14 protein-coding genes are annotated in these 18,601 nt (G+C 37.7%); 13 read left to right on the forward strand and 1 reads right to left on the reverse strand.

Annotation, left to right across the window (positions count from 1 at the left end; all coding sequences use genetic code 11):
* The first annotated feature begins 9 nt into the window (after window positions 1–9).
* The 13 genes from ORI89_RS10830 to ORI89_RS10890 all read left to right on the forward strand — a co-directional run bounded on the left by ORI89_RS10830 (window position 10) and on the right by ORI89_RS10890 (window position 16,505).
* Window positions 10–1,524 carry a RagB/SusD family nutrient uptake outer membrane protein gene (locus ORI89_RS10830; RefSeq protein ID WP_268230498.1) on the forward strand — a complete coding sequence of 505 codons (1,515 nt, stop codon included), beginning with the start codon at window positions 10–12 and terminating at the stop codon, window positions 1,522–1,524.
* Between the two features lie 117 nt (window positions 1,525–1,641).
* Entirely contained in the window at window positions 1,642–2,964 is a 1,323-nt protein-coding gene (locus tag ORI89_RS10835) for a Gfo/Idh/MocA family protein (protein WP_268230499.1), read from the forward strand.
* A gap of 4 nt (window positions 2,965–2,968) precedes the next feature.
* Window positions 2,969–3,877, forward strand: coding sequence for a sugar phosphate isomerase/epimerase family protein (locus tag ORI89_RS10840; protein ID WP_268230500.1), 909 nt, complete (start codon window positions 2,969–2,971; stop codon window positions 3,875–3,877).
* Window positions 3,878–4,030: 153 nt separating this feature from the next.
* On the forward strand, window positions 4,031–4,306 hold the full coding sequence (locus ORI89_RS10845) for a LysO family transporter (protein WP_268230501.1): 276 nt from the start codon (window positions 4,031–4,033) through the stop codon (window positions 4,304–4,306).
* Complete coding sequence (locus ORI89_RS10850; RefSeq protein WP_268230502.1) at window positions 4,296–4,898, forward strand: lysine exporter LysO family protein; 603 nt, start codon at window positions 4,296–4,298, stop codon at window positions 4,896–4,898. The genes ORI89_RS10845 and ORI89_RS10850 overlap by 11 nt, the downstream gene beginning before the upstream one ends.
* Before the next feature lie 130 nt (window positions 4,899–5,028).
* Window positions 5,029–6,354: an MATE family efflux transporter gene (locus tag ORI89_RS10855; RefSeq protein ID WP_268230503.1), complete on the forward strand. Its 1,326-nt coding sequence runs from the start codon at window positions 5,029–5,031 to the stop codon at window positions 6,352–6,354.
* 92 nt (window positions 6,355–6,446) lie between these two features.
* Window positions 6,447–7,046 carry a sigma-70 family RNA polymerase sigma factor gene (locus ORI89_RS10860; protein WP_268230504.1) on the forward strand — a complete coding sequence of 200 codons (600 nt, stop codon included), beginning with the start codon at window positions 6,447–6,449 and terminating at the stop codon, window positions 7,044–7,046.
* A 99-nt stretch (window positions 7,047–7,145) separates the two neighbouring features.
* Window positions 7,146–8,150: a FecR family protein gene (locus ORI89_RS10865; protein ID WP_268230505.1), complete on the forward strand. Its 1,005-nt coding sequence runs from the start codon at window positions 7,146–7,148 to the stop codon at window positions 8,148–8,150.
* 44 nt (window positions 8,151–8,194) lie between these two features.
* Complete coding sequence (locus ORI89_RS10870; protein WP_268230506.1) at window positions 8,195–11,545, forward strand: SusC/RagA family TonB-linked outer membrane protein; 3,351 nt, start codon at window positions 8,195–8,197, stop codon at window positions 11,543–11,545.
* A 38-nt stretch (window positions 11,546–11,583) separates the two neighbouring features.
* A complete protein-coding gene (locus ORI89_RS10875; protein ID WP_268230507.1) occupies window positions 11,584–13,104 on the forward strand; it encodes a RagB/SusD family nutrient uptake outer membrane protein in 1,521 nt (506 codons plus the stop codon).
* 142 nt (window positions 13,105–13,246) lie between these two features.
* On the forward strand, window positions 13,247–15,052 hold the full coding sequence (locus tag ORI89_RS10880) for a DNA polymerase III subunit gamma/tau (protein ID WP_268230508.1): 1,806 nt from the start codon (window positions 13,247–13,249) through the stop codon (window positions 15,050–15,052).
* Window positions 15,053–15,108: 56 nt separating this feature from the next.
* A complete protein-coding gene (rlmB, locus tag ORI89_RS10885; protein ID WP_268230509.1) occupies window positions 15,109–15,885 on the forward strand; it encodes a 23S rRNA (guanosine(2251)-2'-O)-methyltransferase RlmB in 777 nt (258 codons plus the stop codon).
* A gap of 20 nt (window positions 15,886–15,905) precedes the next feature.
* On the forward strand, window positions 15,906–16,505 hold the full coding sequence (locus ORI89_RS10890) for an HPP family protein (RefSeq protein ID WP_268230510.1): 600 nt from the start codon (window positions 15,906–15,908) through the stop codon (window positions 16,503–16,505).
* Window positions 16,506–16,611: 106 nt separating this feature from the next.
* Here the strand turns inward: ORI89_RS10890 and ORI89_RS10895 are convergent, their stop codons facing one another.
* Window positions 16,612–18,426 carry a DEAD/DEAH box helicase gene (locus tag ORI89_RS10895; RefSeq protein ID WP_268230511.1) on the reverse strand — a complete coding sequence of 605 codons (1,815 nt, stop codon included), beginning with the start codon at window positions 18,424–18,426 and terminating at the stop codon, window positions 16,612–16,614.
* Window positions 18,427–18,601: the final 175 nt, after the last annotated feature.

Consider the following 18,601-nt stretch of genomic DNA (forward strand, 5'->3'; position numbering starts at 1 on the left):
AAGAAGAAAATGAAAATATCGATCATACATACGACTATTTTGCTGGTATTGGTAGCTATGCTTCATCAATCATGTCAAAAACATTATCTACCTCATGAATTTATAGAAGAAGAGTCTGCGTTGACGAATGAGGCTGATGTAGAAACGGCGACTATTGGAACATATGCTGTTTTAAAGAATGAAGCATATGTGCGGAGTGGACATTTTTTAATGGAATATCCAGGCGATGCGGTGGCACAGGGGCAGGCTTCGGGCGATGACTTAACAAGAGCTTATAGATATACCCACATTAATACTTCGGCACATAGTACCAACTTTTGGACACAAAGCTATAAAGTAATCGCAGCAGCTAATAAGGTTATTGGCTATGTGCAGGATGATGCCTCTCAAGGGATGCTACAGCTTAAAGGAGAGAATCTTTTTTTACGGGCTTTGATGCATTTTAATTTGGTTCGCATATTTGGGCGTCCTTATCCACAAGGTAAAGGCGAAAATTTAGGTGTTCCAATTTTACACGAAGGCCTGTCGGAAGAAGAAATTGATAATATAAGCCGTAGTTCGGTTAAGGCTGTTTATGATTTTATTATAGCTGATTTATTGAAAGCAGCAGATTTGCTGACTGAGAATAAAAGTAATTCTTTTGCTTCTAAGGAGGTAGCTTATGCTTTGCTTGCTAGAACATATCTATATAAAGAGGATAATATTAACGCAATAAAATACGCTAATATGGTCATTTCATCTCCTAGGTATACACTGTTGCAAGGAAGTGATTATGTGGGTTACTTTAGAACTGTGCCAGAGAATAATAAAGAAACTATATTCGGAATCAGACATACGAAAGTAGAAGACAGGGGAATGAATTCAATCGGTTCTATGTATATCAGCGCTGACGCTTCGGGTAATGCTGTAGGGCAAGGAGTAACGGGATGGGCAGAGATTTATGCTTCTATTAAGTATTATGACTTTTTGAGCAAGTATCCTCATGATTTAAGGAATTCGTTTGTCGTACCCTATACTATAGGCGGTGTTTTGCAGAATAATCAGAAATTGACACCGACTGTTCCTATGTATTATGTTAATAAATATTCTTTTCAGGAAGATGTTGTCAATTTAAGTTCTCCCGTGTATTTCCGATTAGCCGAAATGTATCTGATACGCGCAGAAGCTTATGCTAAAGAAGGGAATGTAGGAGATGCGTTAGCAGATGTAAACAGGATCCGTGAGAGAGCAGGGTTAAAAGGTGCAGAACTGCATAGTTTACAGAATATAGCGGCAGCAAATAAGACAGCTTTGGATGTTGTTTTGGAAGAGCGCTTTTTAGAACTGGCTTTTGAAGGACATCGAGCTTATGATCTTTTTCGGAACAATCGTTCAGTTGTTCGAAATTACCCTGGAACACATAGTTTATCTAACACACCAACTACAGATGTTCATCAGGAGATTAAGCCTACAGATAAACGGGTTGTGTTTTTTGTTCCTCAAGCCGAGATTAATAAAAATAATAATCTAGATCAAAACCCATAAGTGTTTTTATAATAATTTTATTTTTCACACAGGTGATATGAAGCTTTTGTGCTTTATATCACTTGTAGTTTTTTAAACCTTTAAAAAGTAAATAGTTACGACTAAATAATTATAAATATGAGTTATTCAAGAAGAAAATTTTTAAAGACTGCAGGCTTGACCGCTGCAGCAAGTTTTGTTGCTGCTGATTATGTTATGGCATCAAAGCCCAATTGGAGTCTAAACACGAAAACATTAAAAGTTGGTCTTATTGGTTGCGGTGGGCGTGGTACAGCAGCAGCAATGGAAGCGCTTAATGCTGATTCTAATGTGATACTTTATGCAATGGCTGATGCTTTTTCAGATCATCTGTCGAGTTCTTATGATAGTTTAAAAAAAGCTTTTGGTGACAAAGTCCAGGTTAGTGATGCACATAAGTTTGTAGGGCTGGATGCTTATCAGAAATTGATAGATTTAGATGTTGATGTAGTTCTACTGGCAGCTCCTCCGGGGTTTCGGCCAGCTCATTTAGAGGCATCGGTAGCGGGTGGTAAGCATATTTTTTGTGAGAAGCCTTTTGCTGTAGATGCACCTGGTTTACGAAGAGCGATGGCAGCAGCAGATCTTGCAAAGACTAAAAATTTATCGTTAGTGTCTGGTTTCTGCTGGCGTTACCATACACCAAAGAGAGAAACCTTTGGGCGAGTTTTACAGGGGCAGATTGGTAATGTGCTTAATGCAGAAAGTTCATATAATACCGGGGAGCTTTGGTATAAAGAACGTCAGAAAAACTGGTCAGATTTCGAATACCAATTGAGAAATTGGCTGTATTATAGTTGGCTATCTGGAGACCATATTATCGAGCAGGCTATTCATAGTTTAGATATGATGCAGTGGGCTCTAGGTGATGAGCTGCCTATAGCTGCTATAGCTAGCGGGGGAAGACAGAAGAGAACAGATCCAAAGTTTGGTAACGTATACGATCATTTTTCTGTAGTTTATGAATATGAAGGCGGTAAGAAGAGTTTTTTCTCTTGTAGGCAACAAAATGATACTGCACCATCTTATGCAGTAGAACTTGTAGGAGATCAAGGACGTTGTATTGTAGATTGTAGGACTGGAGAGCATTCTATTTTGGGTAAACAACCCTGGAGTTATGCAGATGAAACTAAATTTACGGACGAAAATGCTTATAAAGAAAGTAGCTCACGTAGCATGTACCAGCAGGAACATGATGAGCTATTTGCTGGGATAAGAAATAATAAACCAAAACACGATGGTGCTTGGATGTTTAAATCAAATTTAGTTGCTTTGGCAGGAAGAATGGCAGGGTATACGGGGCAGAGGGTTACACTTGACGATGTGTTGGCTTCGAATGAAGTTTTATTCCCAACGAATGTTTCTTGGGATTTAAAATATAGCCTACCTGTAGCAGTACCAGGTATTACAACTAAAATTTAGATTTATGGATAGAAAAGATTTTATTAGAACGTCATCACTTTTGCTTGGAGGAGCACTTGTTACGCCTAGCGTTCATGGAATGCCGATCGCTAAAAGTGGACAGGCAGCTATTAAATTGAAGAAGGGTGTTAGTTTTTATATGATTAAAGAGGAGCTCTCTTTAATTGATAAGCTTAAACTTGTTAAAGACTTGGGTTTTGATGGCGTAGAATTTAATAGTCCTGTAGATTTTAGTATTAAGGAGCTGTTAGATGCGAAGGATAAGACAGGGATAGAGATACCTAGTGTTGTAAATAAAGACCACTGGGCAAAGCCTTTATCTGATCCTGACTCTTCTGTTAGGCAGTTTACGATAGACTCAGTCGCTCAATCTTTGCAAGATGTTAAAGATTTAGGAGGAGATACTGTATTAGTTGTTCCGGGTGTGGTAAATGAGAAAGTTTCTTATGAAGTAGCTTATAAAAATGCATTGGAATCTGTACGTAAACTTATTCCGCACGCTGAACGAACAGGAATGAAAATCGGACTAGAGAATGTTTGGAATAATTTTATTTTGAGTCCTATTGAAGCTAAAGCTTTTGTTGATGCGATCGATCATCCTTTAATTGGCTGGTATTTTGATATTGGCAATATCTTACGTTATGGTTGGCCTGAGCATTGGATTGAAACGCTGGGTAATAGAATCTTTAAATTGCATGCAAAGGAGTTTAGTAGAGAGAAAATGAATAATGAGGGACTTTGGAAAGGCTTTGACGTAGATCTTTTAAAAGGTGATATTGATTGGAAACTCGTTATGAAAACTGTGCGTGATGTGGGGTACAAAGGAGGGTGGATAACTAGTGAGTTAGGAGGAGGAGATCGAGTTTATCTAAAGAAGGTTGCAGAGCAAATGGAGGAGATAGTTAGTCTTTAGTAACTTATCATCGTTTTTTTAAGTATTACGGTGCTAATAATTAATAAGGAGAGTGGCAATATTGTTACTCTCCTTATTAATTTTGGTGGGTTTTACAATATTTGCCCTATTATGAATTACCTTTGCTGTTTAATAACTTAAATTTTCTACTGCATGTTAACGGTTTTTTTTATTATGTTGCTAGGTGTGGGGATAGGTGTGTTTGTTCGTAAGTTGCCGGTTTTTAAACGGACGAATAGAATAATAACTCTTGTTATTTATGTACTTCTTTTTTTATTAGGTAAGGAGGTGGGAGCTGATGAGCGTGTGCTTTCTAGTTTAAGTACTTTAGGTGTGCAAGCATTGATCATTACACTAGGAGCGGTATTAGGTAGTGCATTGTGTGCTAAATTTGTTTATCAATATTTTTTCAATAGGGATGAAAGGTAGTCTGATTATTATAGGCTTTTTTATTGTAGGAGTATTGGTTGGGGTGTGGAAATTGATACCTGAAGACTTTTTTTCTGATCATATAAGTAGTTATGTGCTGTATGTACTTATGTTTTTAGTCGGGTTATCGATCGGTTATGATAAGGAATTGATGCAGGCATTAAGGCGTACGAACTTAAGGATTTTATGGGTGCCGTTTGCTACTATTATCGGCACATTGGGAGGAACCGCTTTAGTAGGAGTTTTTTTGGAAGATTGGACTGTTTTTGAAAGCATGGCAGTAGGGGCGGGATTTGGTTACTATTCATTGTCGAGCATTTTTATTACGGAATATAAAGGAGCTTCTTTAGGAACTATTGCGCTAATGTCGAATATTATAAGGGAAATTATAGCATTATTAGCGACGCCATTGTTGTTGAAGTGGTTTGGACGTTTGGCACCTATTTCCGTGGCAGGGGCAACAAGTATGGATACAGCATTGCCGATAATTACGCAATTTTCAGGTAGGGATTATGTGCTGATAGCAATTACGCATGGAATCGTTGTGGATCTTAGTGTACCTTTCTTAGTCACTTTCTTCTGTTCTATTTAATCAGTATTATCACAGTAAACAATAAATCTCTTGCTCGCGATAAGGTAGATTGTATTTTTAAGAGTAGGTGTGGGTGTGCTTAAAATATTGGTTTGATTGATCCTTGTTTATTAAGTTTGTAGCCTCATATATGTTAGATAAAAACTATTATCGTATTATTAAGCTAGCGTTTCCTATTGTTTTAGCTAATGCTTCTGTACCGCTGTTGGGTTTAGCGGATACAGCTGCTATAGGGCATACGGGGTCAGCTGTAGATTTGGGAGCAATAGCATTGTCTTCTTTGGTTTTTAATTTTGTTTATTGGGGTTTTGGTTTTTTACGGCAAGGGACTACGGGGTTTATTGCACAGTCTGTGGGTGCTAAAGATAAAGATGAAGTCGAGGCTATCGTTTTTCGATCTATTCTACTGGGACTTTTAATAGGAGTACTACTCGTGTGTTTGCAGAAAATCATAGGGATTGGAGCTTTACACCTTATGAGTGCGAGCGATGAAATTAAGATTTTAGTGGAGCAATACTTTTACATCCGTATATGGGGGGCACCGGCAACTTTGATCACTTTTTCTATTCTTGGTACTTTGATTGGAATGGGATGGACGAAGGATCTTTTGTTTATTCAGCTCTTTTTAAACGGACTGAATGTTCTGTTAAATATTGTTTTTGTAGTAGGTCTAAATATGGGGGTGGAGGGTATCGCTCTTGGGACTGTTCTTTCAGAGGTGTTTACGTTGTTTTTAGCTTTGTTTTTACTATTTAAGCGGATGGACTTGAAGAGTCCGCTTCAACGTTGTAAGGTTCTTTTTAATCGTATCGTAGAAAGGGGAAAGCTAATAGCTTTATTCCGGGTGAATGGTGATATCATGATACGAACGCTTGCATTACTGAGTGGTTTTGCTTGGTTTGCTAATCAAGGAGCTAAATTTGGAGATGAAGTTTTGGCTGCCAATCATGTGTTATTACAGTTTGTTTCTCTCTCTGCATTTTTTCTTGATGGATATGCGCATGTCGGGGAGATGTTAACGGGGCAAGCTTATGGTGCACGTAATAAAACATTGTTTTTGCGGGAAGTCAAGCAATCGACAGTTTTAGCAGGTTTAACTTCTGTTGTCTTAGCGTCAATTATCTGGATGTTCAGTGATGTATTCATTTCTTTGTTAACTGTAGATAAAGAGGTGCGAGCCTTGGCTTCCCAACATAGCGGGTTTGCCGCAGTATATGTGCTTTTTTCTTTTGTAGCTTTTCAATTGGATGGTGTTTTTATCGGGGTAACCAGAAGTCGTGAAATGAGAAATGCTACTTTGATAGCTTTATCTGTTTTTATTAGCTCAGGATTGCTATTAACTATTTATTATGGAAATGCGGGGTTGTGGATTGCTTTTATTGGTTATGTTATCTGCAGAGCTTTGGCGCTGGGAGCATATTATCCTGCTATTATACGGGATATAACACAGCGATAATTATTTCGTAGTCTATTTGTTTTCACTATTTTTGTGGTATATTATTGCTGATCTGCTAACGATTTGAATTTGTATCGGTATTATATCTAATTATGATTGAAGCGAGGTTGTTGAAATCACTTGTGATAAGTGAGGAAGTTGTAGAAGAGTTGTTCAACCTTCATTTTGCCGATCTGTGCCGTTTTTTAGGGTATTATTCACGTGATATACAGCTTGTTGAAGATTGTTTGCAAGATGTGTTTATTAAGCTATGGGAAGACCGTGCTAAGATTAATATATTTCATGTTAAAACTTATCTTTATCGGGCTGCTAGAAATCGGATATTAAACGCTTTGCGAAATAGTAAAACTCGGCAAAACCATGAAGAGTTATGGTTCACTGAAGAGATGGATAAAGCTTATGCACGAGAAGTTGTAGACTATGAGCAATTTTCGTTGTTATACGATGAAGCGGTGTTAAGCTTGCCTGATCGTTGTCGGCTTATTTTTCAAAACTGTAAGGATAATAAGAAAACTTATAAACAAGTTGCTGATGAACTTAACTTATCGATTAAGACTGTAGAAAATCAGATGTCTATTGCCTATAAAAAAATCACAAGTCATATCGTTGGACGTTACCAAAACGTATATTCTAAACCTCTTATATTGTTATTTATAGCTTTCTTAGAATCTTGCTGTTTTTTAAATGGTTGATATATAGTGTTTTGTTTTGAGTTTTTAAATTAATTTAAAAACTCTTAGGGGTTTTTGTCGTATGATGTGTCTATTGTACATAAACCCGGATAAATGAGTATGGATTATAAACCACCATTAGATTTACTTGTTCGTTATCTACAAAAAGAGTGTACGGCTACCGAGTGTAGTTTTGTAGAAGCTTGGCTGTCGGAAGACGAGGGGAATTATCTCTATTTGGAGGGGTTAGAGAAAGAGTGGGTTCATTTTGATGCTAAGTCTTTAGTTTTAAACAGTCGAGAGCGTAAGCAGGTTTGGCGTGTTATTCGTAGCCATATTCGTCCTGCCGTTACTATGATTGAGATGAGTCGTACTCGTTTATGGATATCTGCTTTAGCTATAGCAAGCATTATGTTATTGGTGGGCATTGGTGCAACTTTTTTAGTGGAACGAGAATCCTGGAGACAAATAGGGGGGCAGCAATTGAGTGTAGTAAAGACAAATACCGGCCAGAAGTCTCATGTTATTTTGCCTGATGGCACAAAAGTTTGGCTTAATTCGGGGACGAAAATTTCTTATTCGAATAATTTTAATCAGTATAATAGAGAGGTGTTTTTAGAAGGAGAAGCTTTTTTTGATGTTGTTCATTATGAAAACTTGCCTTTTACTGTAAACACCACGGATATTGATGTAGTCGTTAAAGGGACAGCTTTTGACGTCTCTGCCTATAAGGATGATACTTTTACTGAAGTTTCTTTGTTAGAAGGTATGGTAGAGGTTTATGGGAAAGATGGAGTACTGGTTAAAGCACTCAAACCAAATGATTTATTGCGATATGATAAGTTGAAGTCCAGTTATGCCTTGTTACGTGGCGGAAATGCTGAACAGTATAGTACTTGGACAGCTGAAGAGTTAGTTTTTGAAAATGAATCTTTAGCTGTTGTTATAAAGAAAATGGAGCGTTGGTATGGAGTTAAAATTGATTGGCCTTACGATGGAGTGAAGAAGAATTATACTTTTAGAATAAAAACAGAGAGTTTACGGGAGATTTTACAGTTAATAAATGTTATTACTCCAATAGATTATGTTATACAGGGCAGTGATGTTCGTGTGAATTTCCGATGAAGTATCTTAATGAATATGAAAAACTAATTATAAAATAATTTAACATGAAAACAAAACCAATTCTAATGAGCTTTTTGCTCTTTAGCCAGACTCTTTTTGCCGTAAGTGCACAGGATTTGGTGAAAGGAGATGGAAAGGCTACTAATCTTAAGTCGTTAATTGATGTGGTGGAAAAGAAATACGGCTATTCCTTTATGTTTACTAACAATGATATCGATGTGAATACACCAATATCGTATAATAGTAATATTGCTGATTTAGATCTTTTTCTGAGGGAGGCATTTGTGCGTAGTGGAGTCTCTTATGAGATATCGGGTAATCATATTCTATTAAAGAAGCGCGTTTACGTAGATGGTATCCAAGAAAAAAATGCTGTAGGGCGAATTGTGGACGAAGATGGTAAAGCAATGGCAGGGGTTAGTGTTTACGCTAAAGGCACTCGAAAAGCTGTTATTACTGATCAGTCTGGATATTTTACTATAGAGGTTGACTCTAAGGATATTCTTGAAGTACGTTTCGTTGGTTACTCTCCCCAAGATGTAGAAGTTGTTAGTGGGGCCAGTTTTGAATTGGCATTATTGCCCAGCAATGAGGAATTAGAAGAGGTGGTTGTTATTGGTTATGGTACGTTAAAAAAGTCTGACGTGACGGGGGCAATTACAAGTATTGATGCGAAGGAGCTGGCGAAGCGTGTTACGACTAACCCAGCAGAAGCGTTACAGGGTGTTGCAGCAGGTGTTAACGTACAACAAAATAGTGGTATTGCTGGGGCAGGGGTTCAGGTTAAAATTCGCGGTATTAACACGTTCGGGAGCAATGAACCACTTTACATTATTGACGGATTTCCCGGCTCTATCAGCACTGTGAATCCTAATGATATTGCGAGTATGGAAGTATTGAAGGACGGTGCTGCTGCGGCTATTTATGGTTCGGTGGCAGCTAATGGCGTTGTTATTGTGACAACAAAAGCAGGTAAGGAAGGAAAGATTTTGGTGGATATTAATAGTTTTGCCAATATTACGGAGACCTCAAAGCGATTAGATGTTCTTGATGCAAAAGGTTATGTGCAAATGCATAAGCAAATGTATGACGAATACAATAAGTACGCTGCGACTCCAATTCCTTTACCATCGTACATTAATAATCCTGGAGAGCATAATACCAATTGGCAGGATGAGGTTTTTCGTACCGGTTTAGCAACTGCTAATAGTTTGGCAATCAGAGGTGGTCAGGAAGATATGCGTTTTTCATTATCGGCGAACTTGAAGAATGATAAAGGAATTGTCATAGCTAATGATTATAAGACTGAGAATGTTAGGATGAAGTTGAATACGAAGAAGAGTATTTTCACAGTAGAGGGAAATATGGCTTATACGAATTCAAAATATCATGGGCCTAATTTTGATTTGAAAGAAGCTTATATGATTTCTCCTTTAGTGCCTGTTTATGATGAAGCACAGAAAGGTGGTTATGGTTTAACGAATTGGGGAGGGATTCCAAATAACGTAAACGTTATTGCTTTTGAGGACGCTGTGACAAGCTGGACAAAAAGACAGGATTTTGTGGGTAATGCTGCGGTTACCGTGGATTTATACAAGGGTTTAACGTTCAAAACCAGTTATGCTTTTAATGGTGTGAATGGACAACAATATTACCATAACCCGCCTTTTACAGCTGATGAGAAAAATCCTTATGAGTATCCATACTACAGTGAAGAAAGAAGCTATTGGCAGGAGCAAGTGTTTGATAATTTATTGAATTATCAAGCTGATATTGAGAAACATAGTGTTAATGCGCTTTTAGGGACTTCCTTAAACATGCAGCAGTCAAATTGGAATGGTGTGGGGGTTGAAGGAAAAAACGTAGTCTATTCGGTAGAGAATGGCGCTTTGGTTACTAAAGAGAGTGCGCAAGGTTTTTTGGATCCTTATTTCATGACTATGAATGCTGGAGTAGGTGGTACTTTTTCGGCAAACGGATCTAAGTATGAGTATAATCGTATGTCTTATTTTGGGCGTTTAAATTATGCTTATGATAGTCGTTATTTGTTGCAAGTTACAGTACGTCGTGATGGCTCGTCTAAGTTTGGACAGGATAGTCGTTACGGAACCTTTCCTTCTGTAGCGTTAGGCTGGAATATTGATAGAGAGAGTTTCTTTCCTGATAATAGTTTTGTAAATCAATTAAAGTTAAGAGGTAGTTGGGGTAAGTTGGGAAATGAGGTTGCATTGGGTTATTATGGACATCAAGCCTTGATTTCTACATATAATAATTTGTGGAGAGGGTATGTGCGTGGAAGCGGTAACCCATGGCCGGGGAGTATAGCGGAAGAATTGGAAAATAGAGCATTAAGTTGGGAAACAACGGTTTCCAAAAACGTGGGTGTTGATTTTGGTTTATTCAATAACCAATTAAAAGGTGCTATAAACTATTATTCAAATACAACGGAGGATTTGTTGATAACAAAAAGCATCGCGCCCTCTGCTGGAATTAATAACCCTATTTTAAACGTAGGAGAGATCAGAAATAGTGGATTCGAGTTAGAGCTTAATTATACTAATCGGGAGAAGCCATTTCAGTATGACATAGGGTTAAACTTATCTACTTTGAAAAACAAGGTAATCAGCTTGGCTAATGAAGATCAAATACTTTATGGAGCGGGTTTGAAGTTTGGGACTGAACATTTTGCTAATCAAACTCGTGTTGGATACCCAATCGGTGGATATTTTTTATACCAAGCTGATGGTATATTTCAGAATATGGATGAAGTTAATAAGCATGTGGATGCGCATGGTAATTTATTGCAACCCGATGCCAAGCCTGGAGATATTCGTTTCTTGGATTTAGATGGTAAGGGAGGGATCGATGAGGATGATAAAATATATAGTGGTACTGGTTTGCCGAAGCTTGAGGTAGGATTGAAATTAGGAGCTTCTTATATGGGTTTTGACTTTTCCGCTTTGCTAAGTAGTGGTTGGGGGCATAAGTTATACAATGGGAATCGCTATTTCTTTGAGGCAATGAGTTCAGGTTCAAATTTTTTGACTAGCTCTTTAAATGCATGGACAGAAAATAATCGTAATACAGACGTTCCAAGAGCAGTTTTGCAGGATGCGAATGGGAATAGTCGTGAATCGACACGTTTTTTAGAATCAGGCGATTTTATTCGCTTGAGACAAATACAGATAGGTTATAGCTTACCCAAGAATGCATTAGGAGCTATCCGTTCGGAAAATTTACGCTTCTATGTTAGTGGACAGAACCTTTTTACATGGACTAAATATAATGGTATCGATCCTGAGTTTGCATCGTCAGGTGTGTTAAGCCCTGGAGTAGATCGGTATATATTTCCATTTACGAAGTCGTATTCATTGGGATTACAATTTACATTCTGATTAAAAAAGGTATAGTGTGTATTTTAAAAGCTTACAAAATGAAAACAAAAATATTATATAAAATAGTTATTGGTCTATCTCTTTCTTTTGGTGTATTATCTTGTAGTGATAAGTTAGATTTAATGGCACCGGATCGATTGACAAGTAGTAATTTTTGGCGGAATGCTTCCGACGCTGAGGCTGGTTTAGCATCTGTGTACTCTAAACTTGAGGTGGCTATCGATACTTGGGAGTTTGCAGAAGTTAAGTTTCCCGTGGAAGCTTATCGTGAGGATATTTGTGAAATTGGTGCGGATGCGTTGAACTATCAAACATGGGTAGAGCTCTATAATTTTACTTATACAAATGGGAATAGCCAGTTTAGTACGTATTGGCGTAATTATTATCAGGGAATCTCTTATGCAAATCAGGTAATAGAGAAGGTGCCAGGTATTGATATGGATGCTAAGCAGCGTTCAATGATTGTGGCTGAAGCTAAATTTCTACGGGCTTATTATCATATGAAGTTGTTGTTGAATTGGGAGAAGATTATTATTCGTGATAGTTATATTACCGGAGAAGATCAGATTAATAAAGAGTTATCAGAGCGTGTAGTAACTTGGGACTTTATTGTTAAGGATTTGGAGGATGCCGTTATTGACTTAGAGCTAAAGCATTCAGCAACAAATGTAGGCAGAGCGAGTAAAGGAGCTGGATATGCTTATTTAGGTTATGTTTATTTGACTCGCGCTTATGAGGAATCTGCTCGAAAAGAAGAAATGCTGGATAAAGCAGAGAAAGCATTGCGCAATGTGACGGGATACAGCTTAGAAAATGATTTTATTTCTATGTTTGATGGAACGAATAGTAATAGTCAAGAATCGATTTTTGAGCTTCAGTTTACTGAAAATACAGCTAATGGAGCTAGTTACCGGACAGCATTGCATAAATGGATTTCGACGTGGGAGTTGGATGGTTGGGACGAAATTTTGCCTAGTAAGATGTTGATAGCAGAGTTTAAGAAGGAAGGTAAGGTTTCGACTACAGGGCGCTATGACTCAAGGTTATATCATACATTGTTCTTAGAGGATCCTTATTTTAACGATCCATCTACTCCTAGGATTTACGGCTATACTTACGATGAATGGTTTAGTAATGGATCTGAACGTTCAAGTTTTCGTAAGTATCTGCCAGCTACTATTGAAGATTTATATAAATCGCGTACGGCTATAAATTTGCCATTGATGCGCTATGCTGATGTATTGTTGCTGTTGGCAGAGACTTTGAACGAGCAGGGTAAAACAGGGGATGCTATTCCATTAATTAATGAGGTGCGTAAACGTGCTGATATGCCAAGTTTACCTTTAGGTTTGAATAAACAAGAGGTTCGTGAACGTATCGAACATGAACGGATTGTTGAGTTTCCACTTGAAAATACGAGATTTTATGATTTACGTAGATGGGGGAAAACGAAAGAAGCTCTTCATGCTATAGGTCGTACGGGCTTTGACCCACAGAAGCATAATTTCTACCCTATTCCTTTGGTAGAGGTGATGTCTAATGATAAATTGTCACAATAATATATTACGTTATATACATAAATAAAATCAGGGGATACTCGTGCGAGGATCCCCTGATTTTATTGAAACTTGTTTGGAATGGTCTAGTTTTTCTATGTAAAGAATAATTGCTGTAGTTTTGCAAAATGTGTATCTTCGTGCAATGGATAATTTTATTGTTTCTGCACGTAAATATCGACCGGATACATTTGACTCGGTAGTCGGACAGCAACATATTACGAGTACTCTAAAAAATGCTATACATCATAATCAATTAGCTCAAGCATTTTTATTTTGTGGACCTCGTGGTGTGGGCAAGACGACTTGTGCGCGTATTTTAGCAAAAACTATAAACTGTGAACAAATTACAGCTAATGTTGAGGCTTGCGGGACATGTGCTGGATGTAAATCGTTTCAGGCAGGGAGTTCGTTTAGTATTCATGAACTTGATGCTGCATCTAATAATTCGGTTGACGACATCCGTAGTCTTATTGAGCAGGTTCGTATCCCACCACAATCAGGTAAGTATAAAATATATATTATTGATGAGGTTCATATGCTTTCGCAGGCTGCGTTTAATGCATTTTTAAAAACTTTAGAGGAACCTCCTTCTTATGCTATTTTTATTCTTGCAACAACAGAAAAGCATAAGATACTTCCTACTATTTTATCGCGTTGTCAGATTTTTGATTTTAATCGTATTAAAGTTGAGGATATGGCAAATCATTTATCGCAGATTGCAGATAAAGAGGGTGTTTTGTATGAACCCGATGGCTTGCATATTATTGCTCAAAAAGCAGACGGTGGATTGCGAGACGCTTTGTCTATGTTTGATCAGATTGTTAGTTTTTCGAATAAAAACATTTCTTATCAGTCTGTTATTGATAATTTAAATATTCTTGACTACGATTACTATTTTCGTATTGTTGATAATATAGCCAAAGAAGATGCAGCACAGGCACTTTTAGTTTTAGATCATGTATTAAACAGTGGTTTTGATGGAGGTCATTTTATTAGTGGATTATCTTCTCATATTCGTAATCTATTGGTTTCTAAAGAGCCTGTCACTACTAAACTGCTGGACGTAAGTGATAATATAAAACGGAAATATATCGATCAATCACAAGCACTGAGTTCTGGATTATTGCTGTCTATTTTGAATATTGCCAATCAATGTGAAGTGAATTATAGAAGTAGTAAAAATCAGCGTTTACAGGTGGAGCTTGCTTTGTTGAAAATGTGCCATGTTTCTTCTGCTATTTTGTTAAGCAAACAAGGTACTTTAACATTTTCAGCAGCGACTGAACAAAAAAAAAAACAACCTGAATCTGTAAAACCGCCTGAATATCCGAGCGAATTAAGACGAGAGATCGTAAATAAAGTGTCTTCTACGCCTGATGTCCCTAAACAGGTTAGTGTCCAAAGTTCTACTTCATTACCATTTTCAAAAACAATAGAACAGAATGCTGTTGTTGAGAAGCCTGTAGAAAAAAAGGGGTGGGGTAAAATCACTTCATCTGTCCAAGTTCCAAATCTTAATACTATTTTTGATGATAAGAGCAGTGATGAAGATTTAGAGCCAGACCTTGTAGAAGGGAGTGAGTTTAGGGAAGTTACTTTAAATGCTTTTTTAAGTGCATGGAATACATTGGCAGAGCTTTTTAGAGAGAAGAGTCGTATTACTTTGTATACTATTATGACGGCCAATATGCCACGATTTGACGGATCTAAAATCGAAGTAGATGTAGAGAATGCGGTCCAATTGGATGAGTTAAAGCTTGGAAAGATTGATATTTTGAATTATTTACGTGTAGAATTAAAGAATTTTTCTTTGGATTTAGAAGGTGTGCAGGTGGAAGTTACTCGAGTGCGTAAGCCTTATACATCTCAAGAGAAGTATCAAGCTATGGCGGATAAGAATCCAGCATTGGAGACTTTACGTAAAGCATTTAATTTAGGGTTAAGTTAGTAGTGTTTATTTAGTATAGACTTTTATAGTCTTCTTTTATATATAATATTTCATATATGCAACAATCTCATCAACGCCGAGAGCGAAACGAGAAAAGAGAATCTAATCAGATGGTTTTCGGTATACGTGCCGTTATAGAGGCAATAGACAGTGGCAAAGAGATTGAATCGTTATTTATACAGCGAGGACTGAGTGGTAGCTTGTTTTTAGAGTTGAAATCCTTGCTGAAGGATCATAATATTGGTTTTCAACAAGTTCCCGTAGAAAAGCTAAACCGGATAACACGTAAGAATCACCAAGGTGTTATTGCTGTTATATCTCCTATAGTTTATGAGCATATAGAAGATATTTTACCTCTTATTTATGAGCGTGGTGAAGTGCCTTTTTTACTGATGCTTGATGGTGTTACTGATGTACGTAATATGGGGGCTATCGCACGTACTGCTGAGTGTGCTGGCGTTCATGCTATTATTGTGCCTAAAAGAGGGTCTGCAGAGATTAATCCCGATGCGATAAAAACTTCTGCAGGAGCTCTATATAAAATACCTGTTTGTAGGGAGGATTCTTTAGGAAAAGTTGGTCGATTTTTGATTGAATCGGGTGTGCAGTTGGTGGTGAGTACAGAGAAAACAAAAGATTCTATTTATGATGTAGATTATACAGGGCCTATCTGTTTAATAATGGGGGCTGAAGATGTAGGTGTCTCAGACGACTTAATACGTATTTCGGATAAATTAGCTAAAATACCGATGTACGGTGAAATTGGTTCGTTGAATGTTTCGGTGTCGGCTGCGGTCGTTATGTATGAGGCTATAAGGCAACGAGGTAAATAGGACGGGAGGGATTATTCAGTTTGAAAAGTAGTATACGACGGCAGTTTCGGGTTTATCGTTATGTTTTTTATCGGGAAACCTTAATCGATCCACGTGAGCATTTTTGGTCATTTGTAGGTGCTTTTATGGGCATTTTTGTTATAGCCTACCTACAATCATTGAGTTTCCCCAGTTTAGAGAATGTTTTTTTAATCGGATCTTTTGGAGCTTCTGCTGTTTTAGTGTACGGGGCTATTCAAAGTCCTTTAGCACAACCTAGAAATTTGATAGGTGGCCATGTTGTTTCGGCTATAGTTGGTGTTACTGTTGGTCAGTTTTTGCCTGATATTATTTGGTTGACAGCGCCTACTGCAGTAGCGCTGTCTATAGTTGCCATGCAGATTACGCGTTGTTTGCATCCTCCAGGCGGAGCAATTGCGCTTATTGCCGTTATTGGGGGGACAAAAGTCGAGAGTTTAGGATATTGGTATGTTTTAAGTCCTGTTTTATCAGGAGCATTGATTTTGTTTATTGTTGCGTTAATTTTTAATAATATTACTAAAAACAGGCATTATCCGATTCGATCATCTCGTTTGCGTCGATCGCGACGGCAGCAAATCGAACGGAGGAGACGTGCATAAGAAAAGAAATTGCTGAGAATAATATTGTCTTAAATAATTATGCTATAAATTAAAGGCCGTATTATCTTCTTGATAATACGGCCTTTAATTTATTAACTCTATGTTGTTAGTATCTCGCTTTGGAAGCTTGTCTTTTTCCAGAAAAATCTCTGAATCCTGAATCTCCTCCACTTCTTCTATCTCTTCCTCCTGAAGTTCTTCTATCACCTCCACGTCCATTTCTGTCTCCACTGCTTCTTCTATCACCACCGTATGACCTCCCCCTTCTTTCTCCTCCACGGTTTCCTCCATCGCCAGAAACTTCAACACGTACTTGTCTACCATTAAAGTCTACATCTTTAAAGCCTTCAAAAACTTTGTTTACTTCAGCGTCTTCAACTTCAAAGAATGTAAATACTCCTTTTAGATCGATCTTTCCGATTGATTTTCCTGATATTTTGGTAGTGTTACATATAAAACCCAGCATATCTCCGCGTGAGAATTCATCTACTGACCCCAGGTTCATGAATAATCTGGTATATCCTTTGGAACCAGCTCTTTCACGTCTGTCTCCTCGTTCGCCGCGCTCTGGACGATCTCCGCGAATATCCTTCGCATTGATATTTAGGTCAGGAGCATGTTTGTAATACTCTAAGAATTTGTTAAATTCTAAAGATGCAAATCTTTTGATAATATCTTCTTTAGATAAATCCTGTAAGTGTCCTAAAATTGCAGGTAGGAAAGGGTCGATTTGTTTATCGTTTACCTCTACATTCTGAATTTTGTTGACAATAGACAGAAGTTTTGTTTCACATACTTCAGATCCTTGTGGAACATCTTTTTTCTCAAACGGTTTACCGATTATTTTTTCGATGTGACGAATCTTGCTCAGTTCTTTGATGTTAACCAAAGAAAGAGAAACGCCAGTTTTTCCAGCACGTGCTGTACGGCCTGATCGGTGTGTGTAGTTTTCAACCTCATCTGGTAAAGAGAAGTTAATCACATGGGTCACATCATTTACGTCAATACCACGAGCTGCTACATCCGTTGCAATAAGTAACTGGAGACTACGGTCACGGTAGCGTTTCATTACTTTGTCACGTTGCTGTTGAGATAGATCCCCGTGTAGCGCATCGGCGTTGTATCCGTCTTTAATTAAAGATTCTGCTATCTCTTGTGTTTCTATTTTTGTGCGACAGAAAACAATACCGAAGATATCAGGTGTAGAATCAACGATGCGTTTGAACGCAGCATACTTATCCTTAGCCCTGATTAAGTAGTAATTGTGTTCTATATTTGCATTTCCTGTATTTTTCGTGCCAACAGTCATCTCTACAGGGTCAGTCATATACTTTTGAGCAATACGACGTACCTCTCTAGGCATTGTTGCTGAGAATAACCAAGTTTTTTTCTCTTCAGGCGTTTCTGATAATATGTTGTTGATGTCTTCTTGGAAGCCCATATTCAACATTTCATCAGCTTCGTCTAATACTACGTATTTAACATTCGAGAAATCAATAGCTTTACGGTTAATGATGTCGAGCATACGACCTGGGGTCGCTACCACGATTTGTACACCACGACGTATTTGACGCAATTGATCGGAGATGTTAGCTCCACCATAAACTGCTACGACCTGTACATTGTCGATGTTTTTAGCATATTTTTCAATGTCTCTTGCAATTTGCAAACACAATTCACGTGTTGGACATAAGATCAACGCTTGAGGATGTTTTTGAGAAAAGTCTAAGAGTTCAAATAATGGAAGACCAAATGCCGCGGTCTTTCCTGTGCCAGTTTGGGCTAATCCGACAAAATCGTCGTTACCAGTCAGTAAAACAGGAATGGCTTTTTCCTGAATAGGAGAAGGTTTTTCAAAACCTAACTCAGAGATGGCATTAACAACTTCATGACGGATTCCCAGTTCTAAAAATGGGTTCATGAAATAATATATACAATAGGCTCTATTGCCTAAGGCGATGCAAAGGTAAGTAAAAGATATGGATAATTAAAGTTTCTGGGTGTTTTTTTTAGAAACTGTGAGTTTGTTACAATATATAGCTTAGTGTGGAAGCAATAGGTCATTTATTATTTCTTATTAGTTCGTATATATAGTG

Source organism: Sphingobacterium sp. UT-1RO-CII-1 (genome assembly GCF_026711005.1).
Classification (GTDB): domain Bacteria; phylum Bacteroidota; class Bacteroidia; order Sphingobacteriales; family Sphingobacteriaceae; genus Sphingobacterium.